The organism is Thiocapsa marina 5811, from assembly GCF_000223985.1.
Lineage (GTDB): Bacteria > Pseudomonadota > Gammaproteobacteria > Chromatiales > Chromatiaceae > Thiocapsa > Thiocapsa marina.
In genome coordinates this window covers 55,501-77,047 of the sequence record NZ_AFWV01000011.1, presented here as the reverse complement: position 1 = coordinate 77,047, position 21,547 = coordinate 55,501, and the positions used below count along the sequence as shown (strand labels likewise).

General features: G+C 64.7%; 18 protein-coding genes and 2 tRNA genes. 16 read left to right on the top strand and 4 right to left on the bottom strand.

Annotation, left to right across the window (positions count from 1 at the left end; all coding sequences use genetic code 11):
• Positions 1–157: 157 nt before the first annotated feature.
• Entirely contained in the window at positions 158–1,228 is a 1,071-nt protein-coding gene (locus THIMADRAFT_RS16400) for a RibD family protein (protein WP_007194194.1), read from the bottom strand.
• Positions 1,229–1,389: 161 nt separating this feature from the next.
• Between THIMADRAFT_RS16400 and THIMADRAFT_RS16395 the strand changes: the two genes are divergently transcribed.
• From THIMADRAFT_RS16395 to THIMADRAFT_RS16380, 4 genes are all read left to right on the top strand, one after another.
• The gene (locus THIMADRAFT_RS16395; RefSeq protein WP_007194193.1) at positions 1,390–2,667 is read left to right on the top strand and encodes a metallophosphoesterase family protein; all 1,278 of its coding nucleotides are present in this window, start codon (positions 1,390–1,392) and stop codon (positions 2,665–2,667) included.
• Positions 2,664–6,206, top strand: coding sequence for a YhaN family protein (locus THIMADRAFT_RS16390; protein ID WP_007194192.1), 3,543 nt, complete (start codon positions 2,664–2,666; stop codon positions 6,204–6,206). The genes THIMADRAFT_RS16395 and THIMADRAFT_RS16390 overlap by 4 nt, the downstream gene beginning before the upstream one ends.
• Positions 6,207–6,559: 353 nt before the next feature.
• Positions 6,560–6,802 carry a BolA family protein gene (locus tag THIMADRAFT_RS16385; protein ID WP_007194191.1) on the top strand — a complete coding sequence of 81 codons (243 nt, stop codon included), beginning with the start codon at positions 6,560–6,562 and terminating at the stop codon, positions 6,800–6,802.
• A 106-nt stretch (positions 6,803–6,908) separates the two neighbouring features.
• Positions 6,909–7,148: a hypothetical protein gene (locus THIMADRAFT_RS16380; RefSeq protein WP_007194190.1), complete on the top strand. Its 240-nt coding sequence runs from the start codon at positions 6,909–6,911 to the stop codon at positions 7,146–7,148.
• 300 nt (positions 7,149–7,448) lie between these two features.
• Here THIMADRAFT_RS16380 and THIMADRAFT_RS16375 read toward each other — a convergent pair whose 3' ends face one another.
• The 3 genes from THIMADRAFT_RS16375 to THIMADRAFT_RS16365 all read right to left on the bottom strand — a co-directional run bounded on the left by THIMADRAFT_RS16375 (position 7,449) and on the right by THIMADRAFT_RS16365 (position 10,378).
• On the bottom strand, positions 7,449–8,459 hold the full coding sequence (locus THIMADRAFT_RS16375) for a YhdH/YhfP family quinone oxidoreductase (RefSeq protein ID WP_007194189.1): 1,011 nt from the start codon (positions 8,457–8,459) through the stop codon (positions 7,449–7,451).
• 97 nt (positions 8,460–8,556) lie between these two features.
• Positions 8,557–10,080, bottom strand: a complete 1,524-nt coding sequence (locus THIMADRAFT_RS16370) for a fumarate hydratase (protein ID WP_007194188.1) — start codon at positions 10,078–10,080, stop codon at positions 8,557–8,559.
• Positions 10,081–10,195: 115 nt separating this feature from the next.
• On the bottom strand, positions 10,196–10,378 hold the full coding sequence (locus tag THIMADRAFT_RS16365) for a DUF29 family protein (protein WP_007194187.1): 183 nt from the start codon (positions 10,376–10,378) through the stop codon (positions 10,196–10,198).
• A 229-nt stretch (positions 10,379–10,607) separates the two neighbouring features.
• On the opposite strand from THIMADRAFT_RS16365, the gene THIMADRAFT_RS16360 reads away from it, so the two are divergent.
• From THIMADRAFT_RS16360 to clpB, 12 genes are all read left to right on the top strand, one after another.
• A tRNA-Val gene (locus tag THIMADRAFT_RS16360) sits at positions 10,608–10,684 on the top strand.
• 123 nt (positions 10,685–10,807) lie between these two features.
• Positions 10,808–12,727 carry a threonine--tRNA ligase gene (gene thrS, locus THIMADRAFT_RS16355; protein WP_007194186.1) on the top strand — a complete coding sequence of 640 codons (1,920 nt, stop codon included), beginning with the start codon at positions 10,808–10,810 and terminating at the stop codon, positions 12,725–12,727.
• A 58-nt stretch (positions 12,728–12,785) separates the two neighbouring features.
• Positions 12,786–13,319 carry a translation initiation factor IF-3 gene (gene infC / locus THIMADRAFT_RS16350; protein ID WP_040731927.1) on the top strand — a complete coding sequence of 178 codons (534 nt, stop codon included), beginning with the start codon at positions 12,786–12,788 and terminating at the stop codon, positions 13,317–13,319.
• A gap of 150 nt (positions 13,320–13,469) precedes the next feature.
• On the top strand, positions 13,470–13,667 hold the full coding sequence (rpmI, locus tag THIMADRAFT_RS16345) for a 50S ribosomal protein L35 (protein WP_007194184.1): 198 nt from the start codon (positions 13,470–13,472) through the stop codon (positions 13,665–13,667).
• Positions 13,668–13,703: 36 nt separating this feature from the next.
• Positions 13,704–14,060: a 50S ribosomal protein L20 gene (gene rplT, locus THIMADRAFT_RS16340; RefSeq protein WP_007194183.1), complete on the top strand. Its 357-nt coding sequence runs from the start codon at positions 13,704–13,706 to the stop codon at positions 14,058–14,060.
• 117 nt (positions 14,061–14,177) lie between these two features.
• Positions 14,178–15,209, top strand: coding sequence for a phenylalanine--tRNA ligase subunit alpha (gene pheS / locus THIMADRAFT_RS16335; protein ID WP_007194182.1), 1,032 nt, complete (start codon positions 14,178–14,180; stop codon positions 15,207–15,209).
• Between the two features lie 172 nt (positions 15,210–15,381).
• Positions 15,382–17,760, top strand: coding sequence for a phenylalanine--tRNA ligase subunit beta (gene pheT, locus THIMADRAFT_RS16330; protein ID WP_007194181.1), 2,379 nt, complete (start codon positions 15,382–15,384; stop codon positions 17,758–17,760).
• Between the two features lie 4 nt (positions 17,761–17,764).
• Positions 17,765–18,064 (top strand): integration host factor subunit alpha, encoded by a 300-nt coding sequence (gene ihfA / locus THIMADRAFT_RS16325; RefSeq protein WP_007194180.1) that lies wholly within the window; start codon positions 17,765–17,767, stop codon positions 18,062–18,064.
• Entirely contained in the window at positions 18,045–18,419 is a 375-nt protein-coding gene (locus THIMADRAFT_RS16320) for a MerR family transcriptional regulator (RefSeq protein ID WP_007194179.1), read from the top strand. The genes ihfA and THIMADRAFT_RS16320 overlap by 20 nt, the downstream gene beginning before the upstream one ends.
• Positions 18,420–18,456: 37 nt before the next feature.
• A tRNA-Pro gene (locus tag THIMADRAFT_RS16315) sits at positions 18,457–18,533 on the top strand.
• 91 nt (positions 18,534–18,624) lie between these two features.
• A complete protein-coding gene (locus THIMADRAFT_RS27495; protein WP_040731923.1) occupies positions 18,625–18,825 on the top strand; it encodes a hypothetical protein in 201 nt (66 codons plus the stop codon).
• Positions 18,826–18,911: 86 nt separating this feature from the next.
• On the top strand, positions 18,912–21,506 hold the full coding sequence (clpB, locus tag THIMADRAFT_RS16305; RefSeq protein ID WP_007194178.1) for an ATP-dependent chaperone ClpB: 2,595 nt from the start codon (positions 18,912–18,914) through the stop codon (positions 21,504–21,506).
• Positions 21,507–21,547 lie beyond the last annotated feature (41 nt).

Below are 21,547 nucleotides of genomic sequence, written 5' to 3'. Positions count from 1 at the left end.
TGGATGGGATCGGCCTCGTCGGACTTGATGACCGCTGGAGCCGGTGCGGTTTAAGATTCTAAAACATATATCATTTTAAACCGTTTACCCGTCAAGTGTCGTGGATGCGCCACACGTTGAGCTCACTCGAAAACGAGTATGTCGCTCTGGACGGGGTTTAGCGGATGCGGGAGAGCTCCGCTCGGCTGAGCACATCGTGGGTGACCGTGTCTTCGTTGATCGTATTTTGGGGGATCGCATCGGCGGAAGGCTCAGGCGCTCCCGCGCTCAGATCGAAGTCATAGAGCACATCCTCGCCCATACGGAAGATGCGTGTGGCCGGGCGCAAGGCATCCGCCAAGCGTTCGGTCGGCGGCAATCGCACCCCCGGCCGACCGCTGCCGATCACGAGCGGGGCGACCGCGATCTGCAGGCGCGACAGCAATCCGACCTGGAGGAACCGCGAGACCGTGGCCCCGCCGCCCTCGATGAAGACCCTGCGCAGACCCCGCGCGGCGAGTGCGCTCAGGAGCGCGCCCAGATCGAGCCGGTCGGACGCGACCGGCGCCCCGATCAGCTCGGCCTGGCCGTGGCGTGTCTCTCCGCGCCGGATGCGGGCAAGATCGCAACAGAGCAGGGTCTCGGCCTCGCCGTCGTTGAACAGATGACGCTCGCTGGACAGGCGTCGTCGCGGATCCAAAACCACCCGGACTGCATTCGGCCCGGGGACCAGCCGCGTGGTCAGGCGCGGATCGTCCGCGGCGACGGTCTCGGCCCCGACCAGCACGGCATCGCTGAGTGCGCGCATGCGGTGCAGGTGGCGAATATTGGCCTCCCCGGTCACGAAGCGGGCATCCCCGTCGGCCGTGGCGATGAATCCGTCGATGCTCTGTCCGAGGTGGGCGATGACGTTCGCCGGGCCCGGTTGCGGGCGGCACAAGGGCAGATAGAGCTCGAAGAGGGCGAGTGCTTGATCGTCGCGATGCCGATCGTCGGCGTGCGCAACAGGTTGCCAACCCGCATGCGGCAGCCACAGCAGATCCGCTTGCGCGCGATGCGCCGGGTCGACGGGCGATACGCGTCCGTCGGGCGCGATGCGCAGGGCAAGCGGGTGATCGAGAGACCAGGCGGCGTTGCGCGCCAGTCGCGCGGCACTCAAAATCAACGACCAGGCGCGCGCGGCGTCGATCCCTCGCTCGTGCGACGGCGTTTCCGATCTCTCGAGCTGAGTCATCCGGGATCGGGTCATCGGCGGCCTCTCGTGTTTGAGTTGATCGCTGAGCACGCATTCGAACCGCACATGCACAACGCGGATATGGCGCTGCGGCCTCGAAAATCGAGCCGAGCAAGTCGGTCTCTTCACCACAGTCCGCCATCGATGTCACGGACCGAAACACACGGAGCGAGTAGATGGCCTTTAAGTTCATGCACGCCGCCGATGTGCATCTCGACAGCCCGCTGCGCGGACTCGAGCGCTACGAGGGTGCACCCGTCGAGGAGATCCGCGGGGCAACCCGTCGAGCCTTCGAAAATCTGGTCGCACTCGCGATCGAGGAGTCGGTCGACTTCGTCCTGCTGGCCGGCGATGTCTACGACGGTGACTGGCGGGACTACAACACCGGGCTGTTCTTCTCGGGCCAGATGGGTCGTCTCAACGATCACGGCATCCCGGTCTTCCTGATCGCCGGCAACCACGATGCCGCGAGCCAGATCACCAAGGCGTTGCGAGCGCCGCCCAATCTCTCGGTCTTCGCCACGCGCGCGCCCGAGACGTGGGTCCTCGAGCACCTCGGCGTGGCCATCCACGGTCAAGGGTTTCCGAGCCGCGCGGTGACGGACGACCTGAGCCGGGCCTATCCGCAAGGCGATCGTGCACTCTTCAATATCGGGTTGCTCCACACCTCGCTCGACGGGCGACCCGGCCACGAGCCCTACGCGCCCTGTACCGCGGACGGACTCAGAGCGAAAGGGTACCAGTATTGGGCGCTCGGCCATGTCCACCAGCGCGAGCTGATCGCGCAGGACCCACACATCCTCTTCCCCGGGAACATCCAGGGCCGTCATATCCGGGAGACCGGTCCGAAAGGCTGCACCCTGGTGCGGGTGGAAGCGGGCGGGGTCGTCGAGATCGAGCCGCGGTCGCTCGACGTCGTGCGTTGGGCGATCTGTCCGGTGGACGTGACCGATGCGCACAACCTGGATCAGATCTTCCCGCGGGTCGAACAGGCGCTTGCCGACGCCTCGGATGCGGCCGAAGGCCGTCTTCTCGCCGCGCGTCTGCGTCTCGTCGGGCGCAGTCCGATCCATTCGCGCCTCCATGCCGAGCACGAGCGCCTAGTCAACGAGTGCCGTGCCCTGGCGTTCTCCGCGGGCCTGACGGATGTTTGGATCGAGAAGCTGGTCCTTGAGACGCGTCCGTCGGCGCCGCTCTCGGAATCCCCGCGCGAGGATGCCTTCGGGGGCTTGCTGCGCTCCATCCACGCCTTGGAGGTCGACGGCGAGCGTCTCGCCGCGTTGAGCGCGGAGCTCGAGGCGCTTGCACTCAAGCTGCCGCCCGCCTTGCGCGGGGGCGATGACCCGTTCGATCCGTCGGAACCCGAGTATCTTTCGGGCTGTCTCGAGGACGTGAAGTCGCTCCTGGCGGAGCGGTTGCGCGGTCAAGGCGATCCGCAGGAGAAGGCCGGATGAAGATCCTCGAGCTGGACCTTCGCGCATTCGGCCCCTTCACGGACCATCGCCTCGATCTGAGCGGCGGCCGCGAGGGCTTGCACCTGGTCTTCGGTCCCAACGAGGCCGGAAAAAGCTCGGCCCTGCGGGCCCTGCGCGGCTTGCTCTTCGGGATCCAGGAGCGCACCCGCGATGACTTCCGACACGGCAAGCAGGAGCTGCGTCTCGGCGGGCGTCTGCGCAACCGCAACGGCGAGGAGCTTGCATTCCTCCGACGCAAGGGCCGCAAAAGCACCCTGCTCGATCCGGACGGAAAGGCGATCGGCGAGGATGCGCTCTCGCCCTTCCTGGGCGATGTCGACGACGGCCTGTTCGAGCGTCTCTTCGGGATCGATTACGAGAGCCTGGTCGGCGGCGGTCAGACCTTGCTCGAAGAGCGGGGCAGGGAGGCCGAGGCGCTGTTCGGGGCCGCGCTCGGCGCCACCGCGGTTCGCCGGGTGCTGGATCGACTCGATCAAGAGGCCAACGGACTCTTTCTGCCGCGCGCGTCCAAGCCGCGGATCAACGTCCTGATCGGCGAGCTCGGCGAGACCGAGCGCCGTGTGCGCGAGGCGAGCCTTTCGGTGCGCGAGTGGGAGCAGGCCAAGGCGTCGCTTGATCGGGCGATTCGCGAGCTGGCGGCGATGGACGCGGAGATCGCACAGATGACGCTCGAGCGCAGCCGGCTCGAACGCATTCGGCGCACCCTCCCGGATCTGGTGCGCATGGCCCGGCTGCAGGAGCAGTTGGAGGGGATCGGACCCGTGCCCGTGCTTGCCGAGGATTTCGCGCCGCGCCGCGAGGAGGCGGTCGCGAAACAGGCCCGTGCCGACGAGGCCAGGGCCAATGCACAACGCCGGCTCGACGGGTTGCGCGTGCTCGTTCGCGAGCTGATCAATGCCGTGTCGGAGGACCTGCTCCGGGAGTCCGAGACGATCGACGACCTGCGCGAGCGCTTCGGCAGCCATCGCAAGGCCGCGCAGGATCGCACCGAGCTGCTCGCCGAGCTGGCGCGCCGAGAGTCCGAGGCGAGCGCGCTGTTGCAGCAGGTGCGGCCGGACCTTGCGCGCGATCCGGCGTCTGCCGATCCGCCCCGACTGACGCCGCTGCTTGCGCGCAGACGCCGTGCGACCGATCTCGGAGCCCGCAAGGCCGCCGTGATCGACGCGCTCGCCAAGACACGCGCCGATCTCGCCGAGACGCAAGAGCGCCTCGGGCTGCGCACCGGGGCGCTGGCCGAGTTGCCCGGAGAGGTTTATTCGACCGATCTGCAGACCGCGCTCGATGCGGCGCGACGCGCGGGAGACCTGGATCAGACGCTGATCGAGGAGCGTCTGGCGCTGGCGGCGCAACACAAGGCGTGCGAGCAGGGACTGTCCGCACTTGGTCTGTGGTCGGGCGGGTTGGCCGATCTGCTTGCTGCACCGCTGCCGGACGAGGAGAGTCTGCGACGCTTCGCGGAGGACACCCGCGCGCTGAACGAGCAACGACAGGCCTTGGAATCGAAGCGTTCGGATACGCTGACCGAGTGTCTGCGATGCGAGGAGGCGCTGCGTGTGCTGGAGCTGAGCGGCTCGGTGCCGTCCGAGGCGGATCTGACGCAGTCCCGCGCGCATCGCGATCGAGGCTGGTCGCTCGTGAAACGGGCATGGCTCGGCGGCGAGGATGTCGGCGCCGAGGCGCGGCTGTACGACACCGATGCTCCCCTTGCGGATGCCTTCGAGGGCGCGTTGAACGGGGCCGACGAGGTCGCCGATCGGTTGCGTCGCGAGGCCGGGCGTGTTCATGAGCGCGCGACGACCCGCGCACGACTGGAGGTCGCGCAGCATGAGCGTGACGAGACCGAGCGCGCACTGGCCGATCTGACCGTGTCTGTCACCCGTTTCGAGGAGGCATGGCATGGGCTCTGGTCGCCCTGCGGCCTGACACCGCTGCCGCCGTCCGAGATGCTGCCGTGGCTTGCGCGCGCCACGCGGCTTCGCGAGCGGATCCGCCAGGCCGACGAGGTGCGCGAACGCATCGAGACCCGCGAGGCGTTGCGGGCATCGCACCGCGCGGCGCTCCTGAGCGCTCTCGGCGCCCTTGACACGACCCTCGACCCTGGATCCCCGGCACTCGCCGTGCCCGAGCTTGGCGGGCTCATCGGGTTGGCGGAGGCGCGACGGCGTGCCGCGGAGGAGGGCGCGCGCGTGCGCCTTGCGCTGGAGCACGAGGTCGCGGAGCTGCAGGGGCGTACTCGACTTCTGAGCCGCGAGCTGTCGGACGCCGAGACGGCGCATGCCGCATGGCAGGCGGACTGGACGGCGCTCATGTCCGAGCTCGGACTCGCGCCGGATGCCGGTCCCGGCGAGGTCTCGGACGATCTTCAGGCGATCGCGGATGCGGTGGCGAAGATCGAGGCCGCGACGCTCTTGAGAACGCGCATCGCCGGCATCGATCGGGATGCCGCGGCCTTCTTCGCGCAGACCCAGGACTGTCTCGGTCGGCTCGCGGTGGATCTGCTTGGACGTCCGGTGGAGGAGGCGATCTTGACGTTGTACGCGCGGCTCGGCGAGCAACGGGCGCTCAAAACGCGACTCGAAGAGCTGCGGACTCAGGAGGAGCGCGCCGAGGAGGACATTCGCGAGTCGGAGACGGCAATCGCGGCAGCCGATCGCGTCCTCGCCGAGCTGTGTCGCCAGGCCGCCTGCGAAGCGCCGGAGCAGTTGCCGCTGATCGAGGAGCGCGTTCGCGATCGACGACGACTGGCCGCCGAGCTTGCGGATGTCGAGCGCGCACTCATGCGGGCCGGTGACGGTCTCGGGATCGAGGCGCTCGCTCACGAGGCGTTTGCGGTCGATCAGGATCGGGTCGTCATGCGGCTGGCGGAGATCGACGCGCGCCTCGAGCAGGAGCTGCGTCCCGCGCACCGAGTGCTGATCGAAGAGAAGGCCGATGCCGATCGTGCACTCAAGGCGATGGGCGGGGCGGGTACCGCCGCCGCGCTCGCCGAGGAATCCCAGCAGCTCCTCGCCGGCATCCGCACCCATGCCGAGCAGTATGTCCGCCTCAAGCTCGCGGCGCGCATTCTGCGCGACGAGATCGAACGCTTCCGACGCCAAAACAGCGACCCGATCCTCGGGTGGACCAGCCGCTATTTCGCGCGCCTGACCTGCGGCGCCTTCAGCGCGGTCGAGACCGATTTCGACGAAGCCGACCAGCCCGTCCTGGTCGGTCTGCGCAACAGCGGGGAGCGACTGCGCGTGGAGGCGATGAGCACGGGCACCCGCGATCAGCTCTATCTGGCGCTGCGCCTCGCCAACCTGGAGCAGTATCTCCAAGCCGCCGAGCCGATGCCGTTCGTCGTCGACGATATCCTCATTCAATTCGACGACGAGCGCGCGCTCGCCACCCTTGCGACCCTAGCAGACCTCTCCGCCAAGACGCAGGTGATCCTTTTTTCGCACCACGGCCGCGACATCGCGCAGGCCAGGAAGCTCGATCCCGGCGAAGAGCGGGTCTGGGTCCACCGTTTGGGGTAGTGTGTGTGCGGGTCCGTTGACGAGCCGGAAAGAGCCTTGCCCGTTCCGCGTGGCCAGCTCGTATGCTTGCTCCGTGCAGGGGAAGCCTCATCTAACGGGATTGGTGGCGAGCGCGCCCGCTCGCCGGATCGTCAATAGGAATCAAGGCGATTAAACCGCGCCCGGAACGAGATGCTCACTTTCGAGCGACATCGACCTTTGGTGTGTCCACGGACCTTCGCGGGGACGCGGTTTAAAAAGATATATTGTTGAAGACCTTAAACCGCGCCGACTCCGGCAGTCGCCAAGTCTGCCGGAACCAATCCCATCCAGAATCATCGCATACCGCGCCGGGCGCGGTTTAGGAGCTACCGTTGGAAATCGAAGCAGTCGCACAACTCATCCGCCAGGGTATCCCCGGCGCCGAGGTCCAGGTCTCCGGAGACGGGAGCCATTTCGACGCCGTCGTCGTCAGCGAGGTCTTCGAGGGCCTCACGCCGATCAAGAAGCAGCGCCTGGTGATGGACACCGTCAAGCCGCAGATCGCAAGCGGGGAGCTGCACGCCCTGTCGATCAAGACATTGACACCGGCACAGGCGGCCGATCAAGGCAACTGATGCCAGCCGGTCCGGCCCGGAATGGCCTGACCTTGCGAAGGGCCGACGCAGTGTCATACTTGAACTGAAGGATAACGGGTCAATCCCTTGCGCAGGAGGTCAAGCCATGTTTCTCAAACATCGCACTACCGGCAAGATGATCGAGGTCCTGAGTCAGCGGGACCTGTTCAACCCGATGCACCCGAAGATCGTCGGGCGTTATCACTACGGCGAAGAAGCCCAGGAGCCGGAGTCGTTCGAGAAGGCCGAGCTGATGTTCATCTCGGACGAGTTGCTGCCGCGCTGCTGGACCGACAGCCATTATCGCGACGACGAGATTCACCACTATTACAAGAAAGCGTCCTGATCGGGCGCAGACCGGCCCGAGTCGCATGCTCGGGCCGTTTTAGTTGAGCCCTTCGCGTCTTTGCGTTGCCGGTTCCCGAATCCAGTCCGGAGGTTGTGCTGAGGACAGCAGGCGCAAGTTGCGCCGTCTGTTGAACCGTGCTCATCACGCCGGCCACGTCGAAAACTCCGCGCCGTCGGGTGAACAGGCGTTGTGGGCTGGACACGCGTTGTAGGGACAAGCGTTGTAGGGTGGACAAGCGCAGCGCAGTCCACCAGCGCCGGCGCGGAGTTCGGTGGACTTCGCTCTCGCTCGTCCACCCTACGTTTTTCGCCGGGACGTTGGCGCGATCTCCACCAGGATCCGCCCATGCGTCTTCCCTGCGAGCATCGCCTCGAAGATCCCGGGCAGTCCATCCAGATCGACGGTCTCCCCGAGCAACAGGTCCAAGTCGGCAGGTCGCCAGTCGCTCGCCAGATGCCGCCACAGCTCGGTGCGCAACGCCTGCGGGACGTCCACCGAGTTGCAGCCGAGCAGACTCACCCCGCGCAGGATAAAGGGCATCACGGTGGTCTCGAGCAGATGGCCACCGGCCAGCCCGATGCTGGCGATGTTTCCGTTCGGGACCGTGGTGCGCGTGATCTGCGCCAGGGTCTCGCCGCCGACATTATCGATGGCACCGCCCCAGAGGGCCTTTTCCAGCGGACGCTTCGCCTCGGCCAGTGCATCGCGTCCGATAATGCGCGCGGCGCCGATGGACTTCAGCCAGTCCTCGAGCTCCGGTTTGCCCGAGAGTGCGACCGCCTCGTAGCCGAGTCGGGCCAGGATGGCGATCGCCATGGAGCCGACCCCGCCGCTTGCGCCCGTCACCAGGATCGGCCCCATCTCGGGTTGCTGGCCGTTGACCTGCATTCGGTGCATCGCGAGCGCCGCGGTGAATCCTGCGGTGCCCAGGATCATGGCCGAGCGCGGGTCCATCCCGGTCGGAATCGGAGTCAGCCAGGTCGCGGGGACGCGCAGATATTCGGCATAGCCGCCGTCGTGGTCGAAGCTCAGGCCCCAGCCCGTGGCGAGGACCGCATCGCCTGCACGGTAGGCCGGATCGTTGGACTGCTCGACGATGCCGGCCGCATCCACTCCGCCGACCAGAGGGAAGGTGCGCAGGATCTTGCCGCGTCCGGTGCCGGCGAGTGCATCCTTGTAATTGACGCTCGAATGGGTGATTCGAACCAGGACCTCGCCCGTCTCGGGGGCCTGCTTGGGGAGCGCCTCGAAACCGGCGCGGTGGCCCTGCGCGTCTTGATGAATCCGGAATGCACGATAGGTTTCCATTCGATCACCTCCGCTAAACCGCGCCCTGCGCGGTATGCGTTACGTATTGAAGTGGATTGAACACGCCAGCTCCGACGACTGTCGGAGCTGGCGCGGATTAGATGACTTCCACCGGGATCAGCCCGATTCTGCTGCGCCATTTGGCCGGCCCGGTTTGATGGACGGAATCGCCGCGGCTGTCGACGGCGACGGTCACCGGCATGTCCTCGACCTCGAATTCGCGGATCGCCTCCATTCCAAGATCCTCGAAGGCGATGAGTCGAGACGACTTGATCGCCTTGGCCACCAAGAAGGCCGCGCCGCCGACGGCCATCAAGTAGACCGCTCCGTGCCTCTTGATGGCGTCGATCGCCGCGGGACCGCGCTCGGCCTTGCCGATCATCCCGATCAGGCCGGTACGCTCGAGCAGTTGGTCGGTGAATTTGTCCATCCGTGTGGCCGTGGTCGGCCCGGCCGGACCCACGACCTCGTCGCGCACGGGGTCGACAGGGCCGACGTAATAGATGAAGCGGTTGGTGAGATCCACGCCTTCGGGCAGTTGCTCGCCGCGGTCCAGGAGATCGGCGATGCGTTTGTGCGCGGCGTCCCGGCCGGTCAGCAGCTTGCCCGAGAGCAGAAGGCGCTCGCCCGGCTGCCAGGTCGCGATGTCCTCGCGGGTCAGGCCGTCGAGATGGACGCGACGCGCCCCGGCGGCCGCGTCCCAAGTGATCGGGGGCCAATCGTCCAGGCTCGGCGGCGTGAGCGCAACCGGGCCGGTGCCGTCGAGCGTGAATTCCAGATGTCGCGTTGCCGCGCAGTTCGGGATCATGGCGACCGGGAGCGAGGCGGCATGGGTCGGATAGGTCAGGATTTTCACATCCAGCACCGTGGTGAGCCCGCCGAGGCCCTGCGCGCCGATGCCGAGCCCGTTGACCTTCTCGTGCAGCTCCAGGCGCAGGGCTTCGATGGGGTTCGCAGGTCCGCGCGCCTTGATCTCGTGGATGTCGATGTGCTCCATCAGGGATTCCTTGGCGAGCAGCATTGCCTTCTCCGCGGATCCGCCGATGCCGATGGCGAGCATCCCGGGCGGACACCAGCCGGCACCCATGGTCGGCACCGTTTTGAGCACCCAGTCGACCAGGCTTTCGCTCGGGTTCAAGACCGCAAACTTCGCCTTGTTCTCGGAGCCGCCGCCCTTCGCCGCCAGACGCACCTCGACGCGGTCGCCGGGAACCAGCTCGACATGCACGACGGCCGGCGTGTTGTCCCCGGTATTCTTGCGCTCACCGATGGGGGGCGAGACCATGGATGCGCGCAGCACATTGTCGGGATGGCCGTAAGCCCGGCGCACACCCGCGTCGACCATCTCCTGAATCCCCGAGGTCGCGTCCCAGCGCACCTCCATGCCGATCTTCAGAAAGACCACGACCATGCCGGTGTCCTGACAGATCGGGCGGTGACCCTCCGCGCACATCCGGGAATTGACCAGGATCTGCGCCATCGCATCCTTTGCGGCCGGCGATTCCTCGATGTCGTAAGCGGCAGTCAGGGCCAGGATGTAGTCGCGCGGGTGATAGTAGGAGATGAATTGCAGCGCGTCGGCGATGCTTTGGACAAAATCGGTTTCGCGGATGGTGGTCATGGATCGGCGGCGTCTCGTTGCGGACATCCGTGCAGTATAACAAGCCACTCGCGATCGATTCGGAGCGCCGTCGGGTAGGCGGCAAAGGGGGGGCGACGAGAAGGCGCCCGATGATTCAGTCGTGCTCCGGCAAGAAGGATTCCGACAGGATCTCGCCAGGGCTCCACGGGCAGGAAACCGGGAAGGTCGATTCGTCGATCCCGGTGTCGCGCTCGGCCATGGCACGGGCGCTGCCGTAGACGTCCGCCACGATCTCGGGAAGACGTGGACGTAGGCTCGGGTTCTGACCGGCGTGCACGAATGGCCTCGGCCGTGTGGAGCGCCCAAGCATGAAAATCGGTGTCGGGCGAGGTGGCGGGTGCGTCGATCTTTGCCGCGCGTGTCATGTCGGAGTGCTCTCGGGCACCGCCTCGTGGTTTGGTCGAGTCAAGCATAGCCGCGATCCTCCGTACAGGCAGTCCAGGGTCGATAGAAAAAGGACTTGGCAAAGATCGTAGGGGCCTGTATTATTCCGGGCTCGCAACGACAGGCGCGTAGCTCAGTTGGTTAGAGCACCACCTTGACATGGTGGGGGTCGTTGGTTCGAGTCCAATCGCGCCTACCAAACATCAGCCGCCAGCTCCGGCCGTCAGCCGCCCGATCTCCGTCGGGCGGCACCGTGCTGGGGCTGGCGGTTTTTTCATGTGATCCCTCGTATCGATCACCACTGACGCTTTAAGGTTTCGCTATGCCTCTCGTCACCCTTCCCGATGGATCCAAGCGTCAATTCGATGCCCCTGTCTCCGTTCGGGATGTCGCGGCCTCGATCGGCGCAGGTCTGGCCAAGGCCGCTCTCGCCGGTCGGGTCGACGGCGTCTTGGTCGATACGTCGTTCATCCTCGAGCAGGATGCCGCGTTGGCGATCGTCACCAACAAGGACGAGGAGACCGCGCTCGAGCTGCTGCGTCACGACGCTGCGCATGTGATGGCGCAAGCGGTGCAGGAGCTCTATCCCAGCACGCAGGTGACCATCGGCCCCGCCATCGAGAACGGCTTCTATTACGACTTCGCTCGCGACGAGCCCTTCACGCCCGAGGATCTCGAGGCGATCGAGGCGCGCATGCACGAGATCGTGAAGCGGGATCTGCCGATCGTGAGGGAGGTTTGGGGTCGCGAGCAGGCCAAACAGGTGTTCGCGGAGCTCGGCGAGCACTACAAGGTCGAGATCATCGAGGACATCATCCCCGAGGGCGAGGCGGTCTCCGTCTATCGTCAGGGCGATTGGTTCGATGTCTGTCGTGGGCCGCATCTGCCGAGCACCGGCAAGCTGGGCAACGGATTCAAGTTGACGAAGCTCGCGGGCGCCTACTGGCGCGGCGATTCGAAGAACCCCATGCTCCAGCGCATCTACGGCACCGCGTGGCGCGACAAGAAGGAGTTGGCGGCCTATCTGCATCGTCTGGAAGAGGCGGAGAAGCGCGATCATCGCAAGCTCGGCAAGCAGCTCGATCTGTTCCACTTCCAGGACGAAGCGCCGGGCATGGCCTTTTGGCATGCCAAAGGGCGGGTGATCTACCGTCTGGCCGAAGGCTACATGCGCGAGAAGCTCGACGAGTATGGCTATCAAGAGGTCGAGACCCCGCAGGTACTGGACCGCTCGCTCTGGGAGCGCTCCGGACACTGGGATAAGTTCGCCGGCGGCATGTTTACGACCCATCTGGACGATCGCGACTACGCGATCAAGCCGATGAATTGTCCCGGTCACATCCAGCTCTTCAACCAAGGGCTCAAGAGTCATCGTGACCTGCCGCTGCGCATTGCGGAATTCGGCGTTGTGCATCGCAACGAGCCGTCCGGCACCCTGCACGGTCTGATGCGGGCCCGTCGCTTCACCCAGGACGACGCGCACGTCTTCTGCACCGAGGCGCAGCTTCAGGACGAGGTCGCGACCCTGATCGACATGGTCTTCGAGACCTATCGCGACTTCGGCTTCACCGAGATCGAGCTGGCCCTGTCGTTGCGGCCGGAGAAGCGCGTCGGCAGCGACGATCTCTGGGACAAGGCCGAGGCGGCGCTCGATCAGGCGCTCCAGGCGAAGGGGCTCGAGTACAGGGTGCAGCCGGGCGAGGGCGCCTTCTATGGCCCCAAGATCGAATTCACCCTGCACGACAGCATCGGTCGCGCCTGGCAGTGCGGCACCATCCAGGTGGACTTCTCGATGCCCGGGCGCTTGGGTGCGCACTACATCGCCGAGGACAACAGCAAGCAGGTCCCGGTGATGATCCATCGTGCGATCCTGGGCTCGGTGGAGCGGTTTATCGGTATTCTGCTCGAACACTATGCGGGTCAGTTGCCGGTTTGGCTGTCGCCGACCCAAGCGATCGTGATGAATATCACGGACCGGCAAGCGGAATATGTCAAAGAGGTCTCTAAGACCTTGCGCGGGAAGGGCTTCCGGGTCGAGACGGACTTGAGAAACGAGAAGATCGGCTTTAAAATCCGCGAGCACACCCTGCAACGAGTACCTTACCTGCTCGTCGTCGGTGATCGGGAGGTCGAATCCCGCTCCGTTGCCGTCCGCGACCGTGCGGGCCAGGATCTCGGAATCCTTCAGCTCGATGCCTTTATCGACCGTCTGAGCGAAGAGATCGCGAACCGGACCCACTGACGCCCGGCCCGACCAAGGGGCCGCGAGCGCGTCGTGCGTGTCGTGTCTATCAGTGCTTTTGGAGGAACCCGCTATCGCTGCACCAAAGAGAAACCGCGTCAACAAGGAGATCAACGTACCGGAAGTACGTCTGATCGGCGCGGACGGAAACCAGGTCGGAGTCGTCAATACGCGCGAGGCATTGGAGATGGCCACGGAAGCGGGCCTCGATCTCGTCGAGATCGTTCCGACGTCGGAGCCCCCGGTGTGTCGTCTCATGGACTTCGGCAGATTTCTCTTCGACCAGAAGAAGAAGAAGAACGAAGCCAAGAAAAAGCAGAAGCAGGTTCAGATCAAGGAAGTGAAGTTTCGTCCGGGAACGGACGAAGGAGACTATCAGGTCAAACTACGCAGCCTGACGCGTTTCCTCAACGAAGGGGATAAGGGCAAGGTCACCATGCGGTTTCGCGGGCGCGAGCATGCGCACCGGGAGCTCGGTCTAGAGCTTTTGAAGCGGATCGAAAACGACCTTGCAGCCCTCAGTGTCGTGGAACAACAACCCCAGATGGAAGGACGCCAAATGGTCATGGTGCTGGGCCCCAAAAAGAAATAGCGACGCGCATCGTCAAGCCAGCGGGCGAATCACACTGAGTGTCTCGAGAGGGCGGTCATCGGTCGATACGGCCGATGTCGTCTTCGAAAAAACCTCGGCTCGACGTGCGTCGCAATACAATCATTCGGCAAATCGCGGAGTACAAAACCCATGCCCAAGCTGAAAACAAATCGCGGGGCGGCGAAGCGCTTCAAGCGCACTGCCTCCGGTTCGGTCAAGTGCAATTCATCTCATCGGCGTCATATCCTGACCAAGAAGAGCACCAAGCGGAAGCGCCAATTACGTGCGCCCAAGCGGCTCCATAAGGCGGATGTGCGGGCCGCGCTGCGGATGATCCCATACTGCTGATCGCATTGCGCTTGAACGAATCCCAGGAGTCAAAGAATGCCACGCGTTAAACGGGGTGTAACCGCCCACGCTCGTCATAAGAAGGTCCTCGATCAGGCCAAGGGTTACTACGGTGCCCGCAGCAAGGTCTATCGGGTCGCCAAGCAGGCCGTCATCAAGGCCGGTCAATATGCCTACCGTGACCGCCGCCAGAAAAAGCGCCAATTCCGTGCGCTCTGGATCGCGCGCATCAATGCAGCCGCTCGCGAGAACGGTCTCTCCTACAGCCGCTTCATCGACGGGCTGAAGAAGGTCGGGGTCGAGGTCGATCGCAAGGTACTTGCCGACATCGCTTACCACGACAGCGTCGCCTTTGCCGCGCTGGCCGAGCAAGCGAAGACCGCACTGGCCTAAGCCGTTTCCTTTCTCGCCCGGGTTTGACGGCGATACAAGAGGGAAAGGCCCCGGTCTTTCCCTTTTTCGTTTCACGACCTCGCGGCGCTCCAGACACCCCAGCCGGAAGACCCGACTATGGCTGAACACACCGGACTCGGTCTCGCGGCGCTGCAAGCCGCCGCGCTCGAGGCGATCGCGGCCGCGGCCGATCTTGCCAGCCTCGACCAGGTGCGCGTGCGCTATCTCGGCAAGAGCGGGGAGCTGACCGCGCTGCTCAAGCAGCTCGGCACGCTGCCGGCCGACGAGCGCCCGGCGGCAGGTCAGGAGATCAATCAGGCCAAGGCGGCGGTACAGGTCGCCATCGACCGGCGCAAGGTTGTTTTGGACGATGCCGTGCTCACGGCGCGACTCGCCGCGGAGCGTATCGACGTGAGTCTGCCCGGACGCGGGCGTCGGCCCGGAGGACTGCATCCCGTGACGCGCGCCATGCGGCGCATCGAGCGTCTGTTCGCCAACGCGGGATTCGCCGTGGCGGAGGGGCCGGAGGTCGAGGACGCCTATCACAACTTCGAGGCGCTCAACATCCCCGAGCATCACCCCGCCCGGGCAATGCACGACACCTTTTACTTCGATGCCGAGCTTCTGCTGCGCACCCACACCTCCCCGGTTCAGATCCGGGTCATGGAGGAGCAGGCGCCGCCGCTCAAGATCATCGCGCCCGGTCGCGTCTATCGTTGCGATTCGGACCTGACCCATACGCCCATGTTTCACCAGGTCGAGGGTCTGCTGGTCGACGAGCAGGTGAGCTTCGCCGATCTGAAGGGCGTCCTCTACGACTTCTTGCGGAACTTCTTCGAGCGCGATCTGGAGCTGCGTTTCCGGCCGTCTTACTTCCCCTTTACAGAGCCTTCGGCCGAGGTCGACATCCAGTGTGTCATCTGCGGCGGCAGCGGCTGTCGGGTCTGCAAGCAGACCGGATGGCTCGAGGTGCTCGGCTGCGGCATGGTTTATCCGGAGGTGTTTCGGCATGTCGGGATCGACCCCGATCGCTACCTGGGATACGCCTTCGGCATGGGGGTGGAGCGTTTGGCGATGCTGCGTTACGGGATCGACGACATCCGTTTGAATTTCGAGAACGATCTGAGATATCTGCGCCAGTTCTCATAAGATTCGGCTCCAACCTCTTCTAATCGAACCGATTGTCGTCGATTCAAGAACCCTACCCGATGCACACCGTTTTTCGACTTTCCGCTCTAGGTAACTGTTCGCGAACTCGTTTCGAACCACTAACCACTAACCACTAACCACTAACCACTAATAGAGTACAGGGCAGCAGCAGATGCGATTCAGCGAGGCGTGGTTGCGGGAGTGGGTGAACCCCCCGGTCGACACCCGACAATTGGCCGACCAGCTCAGCATGGCGGGTCTCGAGGTCGACGCGGTCGAGCCCGCAGCTCCGCTCTTCAGCGGCGTTCGGATCGGCTGGGTGCAGTCCGTCGCGCCGCACCCGGATGCCGAGAAGCTGCGGATCTGCCGGGTCGATCTCGGCGAGGATGCGCTTCTCCAGATCATCTGCGGCGCCGCCAACGTCGCCGACGGCATGAAGGTTCCGGTCGCGACGGTCGGCGCGGTGCTCCCCGGCGACTTTAAGATCAAGAAGGCCAAGCTGCGGGGTGTCGAGTCCTTCGGCATGATCTGCTCGGCCAAGGAGCTGGGTCTGGCCGAGTCCTCCGAGGGCATCCTGGCGTTGCCGGCGGATGCGCCCGTGGGCGAGGACATCCGCGACTGGATGGCGCTCGAGGATCATTGCATCGAGGTGGATCTGACCCCGGATCGCGGCGATTGTCTGAGCCTGTCCGGTCTTGCCCGAGAGATCGCGGTGATCAACCGCGCGGCGCTCGCGACGCCCGCGATCCAGCCGGTCGCACCCGTGCACGAGCAGTCCATGCCGGTCCAGCTCCAGGCCCCGACGGCCTGCCCGCGCTACCTGTGCCGCGTCATCCGCAACATCGATCCGAGCGCGACCACGCCCTGGTGGATGCAGGAGCGCCTGCGCCGCGGCGGGATCCGCGCCATCAGCCCGGTGGTCGACGTGACCAACTATGTCCTGCTCGAGTTCGGCCAGCCGATGCACGGGTTCGATCTCGCCAAGCTCGACGGCGAGATCCGCGTGCGCATGGCGGAGGAGGGCGAGTGCATTGCCCTGCTCAACGGCGAAGAGGCGACGCTGCGCGCGGACACCCTGGTGATCGCAGATGCAGGACGCGTCGTCGCGCTGGCCGGGATCATGGGCGGGTCCGAGACCGCGGTCGGTCCTCAGACCCGCGACGTGCTGCTCGAAAGCGCCTTCTTCGCGCCGCTCGCCGTCAGCGGCAAGGCGCGCTCCTACGGCCTGCACACGGATTCGTCGCATCGTTTCGAGCGCGGTGTCGATCCCGGCCTCCAGAGCCGCGCGATCGAGCGTGCGACCCGACTCTTGACCGCGATCGTCGGGGGCGAGCCCGGTCCGGTGGTCGAGGCGGTCTCGGAGGCCGATCTACCCCAGCCTCGGACATTGACGCTGCGTCCCGCGCGTGTCGCCCAAGTGCTCGGACTCGCGCTGCCGCAGGAGACCATCCTCGACATCCTCACGCGTCTGGGCATGCACACCGAGCCGGCCGCCGAAGAATGGCTGGTCACGCCGCCGAGTGCCCGCTTCGACCTGGTTCAAGAGGTCGACTTGATCGCCGATATCGGTCGTATCTACGGTTACGATCGAATCCCGGTCAGTCACGCGAGCTCGGCTTCGGTGACCGGATCGACCCCGGAGGCGGATTTCGACCTGGATCGCGCCCGTCTCGCGCTGGTCGATCGCGGTTTCCACGAGGTCATCACCTACAGCTTCGTGAGCCCCGAGATTCAGGCATTGGTCGACCCCGAGCAGCAAGTGCTGCGGCTGGCGAACCCGCTGAGCGCCGAGCTCTCCACCATGCGCACCAGCCTCTGGCCGGGCTTGATCCAAACCGCGCGCTACAACCAGGCGCGACAACAGGACCGGGTGCGGATCTTCGAGTCCGGTCTGCGCTTTCGGATCGGCGCGGACGGCCTGAGCCAAACGCAGGGTCTCGCGGGACTCGTCGTCGGGAGCCCGGATCCGGAGCAGTGGGGCCTGACGAGCCGTGCGGCGGACTTCTTCGATCTGAAGGCCGATGTCGAGGCCCTGCTGGCGCTCACCGGCGCGCCGGGACGTTTCAGCTTCGTGCCGGGTGCGCATCCGGCGCTGCACCCCGGTCAAACCGCGAGCGTGGAATGTGATGGTCGAGCCATCGGTCTGATCGGAATGCTTCATCCCAGCCTGGCCGCACAGCTCGACATCACGGGCGATGCCTATTTGTTCGAGCTGGATATCGCGCCCCTGAGCGTCGGCGCCCTGCCCAAGCACGCATCCATCTCGCGTTTCCCGAGCATTCGCCGCGACATCGCGATCAGCGTCGACGAGGCTGTCACGTATGCGTCGATTGCGGACTGTATTCGCGCCACGGAGACGGAGCTGCTGCGCGATTTGGTCCTGTTCGACCTTTACACCGGCAAAAACATTGAATCGGGCAGAAAAAGTCTCGCTCTTGGATTGATTTTACAGGCTTCTTCTCAGACACTTACAGATGGTGTCATCGAAGACACCGTGAGGCGGATCCTAGCCCGCCTCGCTTCGGAATTTGGCGCAAGATTGAGGGATTGACCCCATGGCATTGACCAAGGCCGATATGGCCGAACACCTGTTCGATGAGCTCGGCCTGAACAAGCGTGAGGCCAAAGACATCGTCGAGATGTTCTTCGAGGAGATTCGCGCGGCGTTGGAGCGCGGCGAGCAGGTCAAGCTCTCCGGGTTCGGCAACTTCGATCTGCGCGAAAAGAAGGAACGTCCCGGCCGCAACCCCAAGACGGGAGAAGAGATCCCGATCACGGCGCGGCGCGTGGTCACCTTTCGTCCGGGGCAAAAGCTAAAACAGCGAGTGGAGGCCTATGCTGGAACCGACCGATAAGGGCGAGGACAACGGCCCCGGCGATCTTCCGCCGATCCCGGGAAAGCGATACTTCACCATCGGCGAGGTGAGCGAGCTCTGCGGCGTCAAGCCCCACGTTCTGCGCTATTGGGAGCAAGAATTCCCTCAGCTCAAACCGGTCAAGCGGCGCGGCAACCGTCGCTATTACCAGCGTCACGACGTGCTGATGGTGCGCCAGATCCGCAACCTGCTCTACGAGCAGGGCTTCACGATCGGTGGCGCCCGCCTGCAGCTCAGCGGCGAAGGCGCCAAGAACGATCTGAGCCAGACCCACCAGATCCTGCGCCAGATGCGTGCGGAGCTTGAAGACGTCCTTCAGTTGCTGCGACGTTGACAGCACAAGGGCTTCAACCTACTATTACTCGTCTTATCGGGGCGTAGCGCAGCCTGGTAGCGCACCTGAATGGGGTTCAGGTGGTCGGAGGTTCAAATCCTCTCGCCCCGACCAATGAAAATAACGGCTTAGGTCATCGACGACCTGAGCCGTTTTCGTTTGGGCCACCGTAAAGTCACTGAAGGACATTGTCACCAAGCCGGGTATGGTCAAGACCGAGACCGACGAGCTGCGGGCCAAGACGCTGTTCGTCAAAGAGCCGGCCAACATGAAGCTCTTGCTGCTGGACAAGCTCCTGACCGGCTTCGACGCATCGCATCGATCTCTACATCGACAAATCCATGCAGGACCATGGCCTGTTTCAGGGCTTGATCGAATCGAGCAAATGCCGGCATCCTCAGGCTGACGGCACGAGGCAGCAACTTGCTTGATTGCCCCCGGCCGATTCCCCACCTCCGTAATGACCTTATAAAAACTCAGGAGTCATTCACCGTGAGAATGGACAAGCTGACCGCGAAGTTTCAGATGGCCTTGGCGGATGCGCAGAGTCTGGCCGTGGGACGTGATCACCAGTTCATCGAGCCGCTTCACCTGATGATTGCGCTGTTGGATCAGGAGGGCGGCTCGGTGCGTCATTTGCTGACGCGCGCCGACGTCAACGTGAATCGGTTGCGCTCGGCGTTGGGTGAGCAGCTCGACCGACTGCCGACCGTGGAGGGTGCGGGTGGCGATGTCCACGTCGGCAATGATCTGAATCGGCTCCTGAACCAAACCGACAAGCTGGCGCAGCAGCGCAGCGATCAGTACATCTCCTCCGAGCTCTTCGTGTTGGCTGCACTGGAGGACCGCGGCGCCCTGGGCTCCGCCATGCGCGAGGCGGGCGCGAGCAAGGGCGCGATCGAAAAAGCGATCGAGGGGGTGCGCGGCGGCCAGAGCGTGAACGACCCCAACGCCGAAGAGCAGCGTCAGGCGCTCGAGAAGTTCACGATCGACATGACCGAGCGTGCCGAGCAGGGCAAGCTCGATCCGGTCATCGGGCGCGACGACGAGATCCGGCGGACCATCCAGGTCCTGCAGCGCCGCACCAAGAACAACCCGGTGCTGATCGGCGAGCCGGGCGTGGGCAAGACCGCCATCGTCGAGGGGCTCGCGCAGCGCATCGTCAACGGCGAGGTCCCCGAGGGGCTCAAGGGCCGGCGCCTGCTCTCGCTCGACATGGCCGCCTTGATCGCCGGGGCCAAGTTCCGCGGCGAGTTCGAGGAGCGTCTCAAGGCGGTCCTGAACGACATCGGTCGGCAGGAAGGCAACATCATCCTCTTCATCGACGAGCTTCATACCATGGTCGGTGCCGGCAAGGCCGAGGGCTCGATGGACGCGGGCAACATGCTCAAGCCGGCGTTGGCGCGCGGCGAGCTGCATTGCGTGGGTGCGACGACGCTGGACGAGTACCGCAAGTACGTCGAGAAGGACGCGGCGCTGGAGCGGCGTTTCCAGAAGGTTCTCGTCGACGAGCCCAACGTCGAGGACACCATCGCCATCCTGCGCGGACTCAAGGAACGCTACGAGGTCCATCATGCGGTCGAGATCACGGATCCGGCCATCGTCGCAGCGGCCGTGCTCTCGCATCGCTATATCTCCGATCGTCAGCTGCCGGATAAGGCGATCGACCTGATCGACGAGGCGGCCTCGCAGATCCGCATGGAGATCGACTCCATGCCCGAGGAGATGGACCGGCTCAACCGGCGTCTGATCCAGCTGAAGATCGAGCAGGTCGCACTGAGGAAGGAGTCGGACGAGGCATCTAAGAAACGCCTGACCGATCTGGAAAGTCAGATCGAGCGTGCCGAGCGCGAGTTCTCGGATCTCGACGAAATCTGGAAGTCCGAGAAGGCGGCGGTGCAGGGGACGGCACACATCAAGGAGGCGCTCGACCGGGCGCGTGTCGAGATGGAGACCGCGCGACGTGCCGGCGACCTCGCGCGCATGTCCGAGCTGCAATACGGGCGTATCCCGGAGCTCGAAAAGCAGCTTGCCTCCGCAGCGGATGCCGAGCAGGGCGAGAACCGACTCCTGCGCAACAAGGTCACGGAAGAGGAGATCGCCGAGATCGTCTCCAAATGGACCGGCATCCCGGTCTCGCGCATGCTCGAAGGCGAGCGCGACAAGCTGCTGCGTATGGAGCAGGAAATCGAGAAGCGCGTGGTGGGCCAGGCCGAGGCGGTGCGTGCGGTGAGCGACGCGATTCGGCGCTCGCGTGCGGGTCTGTCGGATCCGGGCCGCCCGATCGGCTCGTTCCTCTTTCTCGGGCCGACCGGCGTGGGCAAGACCGAGCTGTGCAAGGCGCTCGCGGCCTTCCTCTTCGACACCGAAGAGGCGATGGTCCGCATCGACATGTCCGAGTTCATGGAGAAACACTCGGTCGCGCGTCTCATCGGGGCCCCGCCGGGCTACGTCGGCTACGAGGAGGGCGGCTATCTGACGGAGGCGATTCGGCGCCGTCCCTACAGCCTGATCCTGCTCGACGAGGTCGAGAAGGCGCACCCGGATGTCTTCAACGTCCTGCTTCAGGTGCTGGACGACGGGCGTCTGACGGACGGGCAGGGGCGCACGGTCGACTTCCGAAACGCAGTGATCGTGATGACCTCGAATCTGGGCTCGGACGTGATCCAGCAGGTCGCCGGCGAGGCCAACTATGCCGAGATGAAGGACGCTGTGATGGAGATCGTGCGCGTGGCCTTCCGGCCCGAGTTCATCAACCGGCTCGACGAGATCGTGGTCTTCCATCCGCTGCAGCCGGCGCAGATTCGGGCGATCGCGCGCATCCAGATCGATTATCTGCGCAAGCGGTTGGCCGATCGGGACATGGCACTAGAGGTCAGCGATGCCGCCTTGGATCATCTCGGCGAGGCCGGTTTCGATCCGGTCTACGGGGCGCGTCCGCTCAAACGTGCCATCCGGGCGCAGCTGGAGAATCCGCTCGCGCAGGAGATCCTCTCGGGGAAATTCGGGCCGGGCGATCTCATCGAGGTCGGTCTAGAGAACGGTCAGCTCGCCTTCGAGCGAGTGCTGCGGGGGGAAATGCTGTAGAGATGAGGAACTAACCAAAGAGGCGCGAAGGAAGAGGTTTC

Coding starts and splice junctions, on each gene's coding strand:
- THIMADRAFT_RS16390 (WP_007194192.1), top strand. CDS start 2,664: ATGAAGATCCTCGAGCTGGACCTTCGCGCATTCGGCCCCTTCACGGAC.
- THIMADRAFT_RS16400 (WP_007194194.1), bottom strand. CDS start 1,228: ATGACCCGATCCCGGATGACTCAGCTCGAGAGATCGGAAACGCCGTCG.
- THIMADRAFT_RS16375 (WP_007194189.1), bottom strand. CDS start 8,459: ATGGAAACCTATCGTGCATTCCGGATTCATCAAGACGCGCAGGGCCAC.
- THIMADRAFT_RS27495 (WP_040731923.1), top strand. CDS start 18,625: ATGGTCAAGACCGAGACCGACGAGCTGCGGGCCAAGACGCTGTTCGTC.
- pheS (WP_007194182.1), top strand. CDS start 14,178: ATGGCTGAACACACCGGACTCGGTCTCGCGGCGCTGCAAGCCGCCGCG.
- rpmI (WP_007194184.1), top strand. CDS start 13,470: ATGCCCAAGCTGAAAACAAATCGCGGGGCGGCGAAGCGCTTCAAGCGC.
- rplT (WP_007194183.1), top strand. CDS start 13,704: ATGCCACGCGTTAAACGGGGTGTAACCGCCCACGCTCGTCATAAGAAG.
- pheT (WP_007194181.1), top strand. CDS start 15,382: ATGCGATTCAGCGAGGCGTGGTTGCGGGAGTGGGTGAACCCCCCGGTC.
- THIMADRAFT_RS16395 (WP_007194193.1), top strand. CDS start 1,390: ATGGCCTTTAAGTTCATGCACGCCGCCGATGTGCATCTCGACAGCCCG.
- THIMADRAFT_RS16320 (WP_007194179.1), top strand. CDS start 18,045: ATGCTGGAACCGACCGATAAGGGCGAGGACAACGGCCCCGGCGATCTT.
- thrS (WP_007194186.1), top strand. CDS start 10,808: ATGCCTCTCGTCACCCTTCCCGATGGATCCAAGCGTCAATTCGATGCC.
- THIMADRAFT_RS16380 (WP_007194190.1), top strand. CDS start 6,909: ATGTTTCTCAAACATCGCACTACCGGCAAGATGATCGAGGTCCTGAGT.
- THIMADRAFT_RS16370 (WP_007194188.1), bottom strand. CDS start 10,080: ATGACCACCATCCGCGAAACCGATTTTGTCCAAAGCATCGCCGACGCG.
- ihfA (WP_007194180.1), top strand. CDS start 17,765: ATGGCATTGACCAAGGCCGATATGGCCGAACACCTGTTCGATGAGCTC.